Origin of the sequence: Paraburkholderia sp. SIMBA_053, from assembly GCF_046534895.1 — a bacterium.
GTDB lineage: Bacteria > Pseudomonadota > Gammaproteobacteria > Burkholderiales > Burkholderiaceae > Paraburkholderia > Paraburkholderia caledonica.
This window is the reverse complement of the sequence record NZ_JAWRXU010001850.1, coordinates 1-232: the sequence shown is the minus strand read 5'-3', so window position 1 is coordinate 232 and position 232 is coordinate 1. Positions and strand designations below refer to the sequence as shown.

At 60.3% G+C, this 232-nt stretch carries 1 protein-coding gene; it reads left to right on the top strand.

Annotated elements, in window-relative coordinates:
- Window positions 1-232, top strand: a 232-nt coding sequence (locus SB753_RS41940) for a class I tRNA ligase family protein (RefSeq protein ID WP_410805805.1), incomplete at both ends; no start/stop codon positions are given.

The window sequence follows — 232 nt, the reverse complement described above, 5'->3', positions numbered from 1 at the left end:
CACGATCAACGACGTGATGTACCGCTATCTGCGGATGAACGGCTACAACACGCTGATGCCGATGGGCTGGGACGCGTTCGGCATGCCCGCCGAAAACGCCGCGATGGCCAACAACGTGCCGCCCGCAAAGTGGACGTACGACAACATCGCGTACATGAAGAAGCAGATGCAGTCGATGGGTCTTGCCATCGACTGGTCGCGCGAAGTCGCCACCTGCAGCCCGGACTACTAC